The organism is Rosenbergiella australiborealis (assembly GCF_018494035.1).
GTDB lineage: Bacteria > Pseudomonadota > Gammaproteobacteria > Enterobacterales > Enterobacteriaceae > Rosenbergiella > Rosenbergiella australiborealis.
The window spans coordinates 1-4,739 of sequence record NZ_JABBFO010000026.1 but is presented as its reverse complement, the minus strand read 5'-3'; the positions used below and the strand labels follow the sequence as shown (position 1 = coordinate 4,739).

Genomic DNA, 4,739 nt, shown 5'->3' with positions numbered 1-4,739 from the left:
GTGCGCTAATACTGCCGATTAACTGCGCTTCACGCAGACGGTTCTGTTCTTTTTCCTTATCAAATATCGGACTCAGGGTCTGATTGGCACTGTCGACATCGCGGATAAGGTTTTCGATGTTTTGTTGTTGTCCTTCTACATTTCACATCACTATCGTGCTATTGCTTACCGCCGCGTGGGTGGTTGAGCTATCGTTTTTCTTTTTATTACCTGCAATCGCTAATCCATTAGCAAGAAGGCTGATACAGGCATACCCACAACTCAATCAAAACATTATACTGAAGATACATACGGGACCACATTGAGTATCAGTCTTCGCTACCGATTATTATTAAAGGCTTCTGAACGTGACGTAAAGTCTACAATTTAAGACAGGCGTGAAACTTAACTTAAGATAGTTGCAGAAGCGCGACGACTCACTGTACGGCAGAAAGTGGTGTAGGTAATAGACGAAATAATTTCAAAAGACTAGGATTGAGTAGAGATCATATATGAATAAAAAATACACCGAAACAAGTAAGTTCTTAAGTTATATATTACGCCACCAACCAGAATCTGTTGGTTTATCTTTAAATAAAGAAGGATGGGCTGTTATAAGCGATCTTATTCTTCTTTCCGCTAAAGAAGGTTACGAAATTAATTATGACTTTCTACAGTCAATTGTCGAAAATAGCGATAAAAAAAGGTTCATTATCTCAGAGGATGGATTGCGTATTCGTGCTAGCCAAGGGCATTCCACTCAAGACGTTAGCATACAATATAGTGAAAAAACACCTCCTGAAATCCTATATCATGGTACAGCTATCCGATTTATATCATCAATTAGAGAACAGGGTCTTATCCCTAAAGAACGTCAGTATGTTCATCTTTCTGAGGATAAAGGTACAGGATACCAAGTCGGACAACGTTACGGAAAACCTATCATTTTAATAATAAAAACCATGGAAATGCATGAGCAAGGATTTAAATTCTATCAGGCTGAAAATGGAGTCTGGCTAACAGACTCCGTTCCCTTTAAATTTATTCAGGTATAACTATTCCTGATTTTCTTCCAGTTCAGCTTTATGGTGGGCAGATTCTAGACGCGCCATTTTCAACCATTCGTCAAAATTATCTGTATAACCTCTATCTTCCCAGCCAGCTGAAGCAAAGGCGTGAACATAGTATACCTTCGGATTTCCAGATATATCAGCACCATCAAAGCAAACTATATCATCAGAGTAACGCCAGTTAGCAAAGGGAATTAATCTTCTTTCAGGATAAATATCTCTAACCTTTTCACACCAAAAATCAACATAATTTGAGGCGCAGCAGAAAAACCACCACGGTTCTATATCTTCTAACTCCATTTGGGACAAATATTTAACAAAACTGTCAGGAAAAGAAAATCCTGAGTATAAAAAATTTTGATACATCATGACTCTATTAATCATTTTTCTTTACCCATCATTCTAGGTGAATTAGTCGTACCATATGGATTATTCTTACTAAAACTACCACTCTGATTATTAATTCTTTCAGTGATAGCTTCACCCCAAGTTGTTGCAGAACCGAACCTACCAGAATCAACCATATCTTTTGGTAACGGATCATTAAAGTTTCTAACATTCGCTTCTACTCTAATACCTGCGTCTCTAGCTGCATTTATTCTGGTATTATCCATGCTTGTCATTTTACCATCAGGCATTTTAATGACATCAATAGGATCACCTTTCCAGCCACTTTTTTTCATGCTGGAAACAAGGTTATCGTAAGTATATTTCGTACCTGTATCTCGATCAGTTTTATTAAATGAAACAGTATTTTGTGAAAAACGAATTTCACTGGCATCAAAGCTTGAAGTTGTACTTCTGCTAGGTTTTGCCTCCGTAGCTACATCCTTACCAAACTGCTTTGTCAGTGAGTTTGAAGATAATACTGCACTCATCCCACCTAAGACATATATTGAGCCAACATAGGTGCCTGCTCGCGCTCTGGCCTCTTCCTCCGTATAGCCGAAGGTCATAAACGCTTGAGTATACCCATCCAAAATGTTGAATACTTCCTTCGCATTCGGATCGGTTGACTCCAAAAGATTCTCTATCTGTTTATATCCTGCCTGGGCTTCTTTTGGATTAAGATACGTTTGGTTGAAATAGGTATCTTGAGCTTCCTTCGCTTTCGCTCTTTCTGCCTGACAGTCCCCACCTCCCTTGTTACAAGCCAGATAGACCGCCATATCACTGTCTGAATCTTTGTGATTTAAGGCATCACGTTCTTGTTTCTCTTGAGGAGTAAGGTTTTGTTTATAATTTAACTCTGTCTGGCGGCTCTTTTCTGTAGTGCTCAGGTAGTTATTCTCAACTTAATTTCATAAAGTTGCACTGAAGTGCACTAAGTTGCATTAAATTTTATAATGGGATCGGGTGTCGGGGCGCGGCCCTGACCATGTCGTCTTTTGGAGCACCGGCGCAGATGGCGGTACTCCAAAAACACATCTTGTCTGTTGTTGATGGATTCAAAGAAAAAACTCGCCAACTATGGGCGGGATTTATTTAAGGAGTGAAATTACTACTATTCTTTACGACCCTCTTCTTTTAGAATTTCTAAGAAACGTTTATAGGCAATCTCATCACCTTCAACTAAATCATCAAGTAATTTTTCTTCTATCAAGGGTTTAAAAAAAACACCATCATCATAGAATACAAAGTCACCAGTCATTACGGGGTCAATAATCTCAACATCTTTTGCATTGTAAGCTAACAGGCCATTATACCCCTTAGAGAAGCCATAAAAATAAGTTTTTCCGCCGATCCAATAAATAGCGAAAACATCAATTTTTTCATATTGATCTTTTACTATCATTTCATGGTTTCCTTGATTTTATCAATAAAATTAGATGGATTACTCTGTTCTCTTTGTGGTGTAGTAATTTTCATATCATAAGCCTTACCAGTATTTGAGTTGTACTGGTAATGAATCGTTATACTGGAACCATCTGATAATTTTTGACTCACTTGCATTTTCTGAAAACCAGCAGATGCAGGGAAGCGAGGGTCATTATTCATTCCTTTAAGTGGTTGGCCGTTGGATGGATTAGCTTTAACCCCATTCCATAAAACCTTTTCGTTTAAATCTCTCGGATAAGGATTCTGTATTCCTTTAGCTGTCGTGATCGTTTCAGCATTTCTGATTAATTGCTGCTGCTCTTTCGTCAGCGAAGAAAAGCCAGACCCAGAACTACCGGAGGTCGGTTTCTCTACAGTCAGAGCATAGATAACGCTGGCCAATATTCCCTTTTTCAGATTGTCTTCATGCAATTGCGTATTGTTAGCTACTGGTTCAAGCTCATTAATAGAGTAAGCTGTCAGCTCCTGACATTTCGCAGTACATTCTGGCGATGCAGCAAGTGTTTTCAGATCAGCCAGCACCTCTTTCTGATCGTTTATCGAAATCCCTGTAGATAACGCCTGTTTTTGCTGCTCAACATCGAGTTTCTTCAGCTCGGCCATGAGAGCTTCTTTCTCGGTATCGGTTTTGGCCTTGGCGTATTTATCTGTAAAGGTTTTGATATCATCACTACTCAGCCAATTATTCTCAACATTAAAAACAAGCGGTTAAAAGAGCTTTGTAAACAGGCCGATTCACTGAGGCAGGAAGACCAGGAAGTGATATGTCGCCTTATGGATATGGCGATTAAGCAGGACAGGTTAAAATAGATTATCAGCTAACCGGCTGATTATTAACGCGGAACTGAGATGCTCTAACACCTCAGCCCGCTAACCACAACAACTAGCAAGGAGTTGATTATGGCTAAGCACAATACTAAGCCAGAAGTGAGTATTTCCAAAACATTACGGCGGCTGAAGGTCGGATATACCAGTATACGCCATGCGGACAATCGCGACAGAACGACTTATTACAGCCGCTGCCCAAGTCTTAACCTCAAGGGCAACTGGCTGGAGGAGGCAGGATTTACAACGGATACGCCAGTTACCGTGGCCATTGAGCACGGGCAGCTGGTGATACGCCCACGAGTTGATTGATAGGAAAAAGAGCCCAGATCAGATCCGGGATCTATCATTTAGCCTCGTAGACTAATACGAGTTTATAAACTTCATTTCGTAGCTGAACATCGTTAAATTCATATTCGTCACGATCTTCATCAGGGTTATACATATCCGCTATACAAAAAGTACTAGATAATAGCTCACTTAAGTTGTCTTCATCATTTCCAAGTAATTTACTATCTCTTTCATGCTTCCATTTGCACATATAATTATCTACAAATTCATTCGCTGTTGTTTTCCCTGATATAAAATTATCAATGTAACTCTTAAGTTCAAAACTCATCTTAACGTTCCATTCTTAATAAAGTTTTCATATTGCTTCGTTGTTGAGTCTAGTTTCCACCCACTTACAAAAGCACCAGATTTATCAATCACTACAACATTATTTGTCTGAGGATTGTAGAATACTTTTGATTCAGGAACTAACAAATAAGTACCATGTTCATATGTTGTCTTATTATCTAAATGAGATTTAATAGCTGCCTGATATTGAGCAATCGTTTCAGCATTTTTCTTAGTAGTAACTACACCAAAATCACTTGCGTGCTTAAACTTTTTATCCAGCTGTTTTGAACTAAAGGCAAAATTTTCAGAAACATTACTCAATGTATCTTTTCCGACATTCTTCGCCGCATTAGCCGCAACAACCTCTGCTTTCGCCGCCGTGGCTTCAGCCGCTGTCTTACCTAT

General features: G+C 39.1%; 8 protein-coding genes. 2 read left to right on the top strand and 6 right to left on the bottom strand.

Features of this window, described 5'->3' with window-relative positions; genetic code table 11:
* The first annotated feature begins 491 nt into the window (after positions 1-491).
* Positions 492-1,034: an RNA 2'-phosphotransferase gene (locus HGT73_RS14465; RefSeq protein WP_214215958.1), complete on the top strand. Its 543-nt coding sequence runs from the start codon at positions 492-494 to the stop codon at positions 1,032-1,034.
* Here the strand turns inward: HGT73_RS14465 and HGT73_RS14460 are convergent, their stop codons facing one another.
* The 4 genes from HGT73_RS14460 to HGT73_RS14900 all read right to left on the bottom strand — a co-directional run bounded on the left by HGT73_RS14460 (position 1,035) and on the right by HGT73_RS14900 (position 3,491).
* Positions 1,035-1,433 (bottom strand): SMI1/KNR4 family protein, encoded by a 399-nt coding sequence (locus HGT73_RS14460; protein WP_214215957.1) that lies wholly within the window; start codon positions 1,431-1,433, stop codon positions 1,035-1,037.
* On the bottom strand, positions 1,430-2,329 hold the full coding sequence (locus HGT73_RS14975; protein WP_338110803.1) for a DUF6862 domain-containing protein: 900 nt from the start codon (positions 2,327-2,329) through the stop codon (positions 1,430-1,432). Before HGT73_RS14975 ends, HGT73_RS14460 begins: the two co-directional genes overlap by 4 nt.
* A 224-nt stretch (positions 2,330-2,553) precedes the next feature.
* Positions 2,554-2,844, bottom strand: coding sequence for a hypothetical protein (locus HGT73_RS14450; protein WP_214215955.1), 291 nt, complete (start codon positions 2,842-2,844; stop codon positions 2,554-2,556).
* Positions 2,841-3,491, bottom strand: a complete 651-nt coding sequence (locus HGT73_RS14900) for a hypothetical protein (protein ID WP_244968591.1) — start codon at positions 3,489-3,491, stop codon at positions 2,841-2,843. Before HGT73_RS14900 ends, HGT73_RS14450 begins: the two co-directional genes overlap by 4 nt.
* Before the next feature lie 297 nt (positions 3,492-3,788).
* On the opposite strand from HGT73_RS14900, the gene HGT73_RS14440 reads away from it, so the two are divergent.
* A complete protein-coding gene (locus HGT73_RS14440) occupies positions 3,789-4,025 on the top strand; it encodes a SymE family type I addiction module toxin (RefSeq protein WP_214215954.1) in 237 nt (78 codons plus the stop codon).
* A 34-nt stretch (positions 4,026-4,059) separates the two neighbouring features.
* On the opposite strand, the gene HGT73_RS14435 is transcribed toward HGT73_RS14440, so the two are convergent.
* Positions 4,060-4,332 (bottom strand): colicin immunity domain-containing protein, encoded by a 273-nt coding sequence (locus HGT73_RS14435; RefSeq protein WP_214215953.1) that lies wholly within the window; start codon positions 4,330-4,332, stop codon positions 4,060-4,062.
* Positions 4,329-4,739: colicin D domain-containing protein (locus tag HGT73_RS14430; RefSeq protein ID WP_338111630.1), on the bottom strand; the 411-nt coding region annotated here is incomplete at its 5' end. The genes HGT73_RS14430 and HGT73_RS14435, both read right to left, overlap by 4 nt.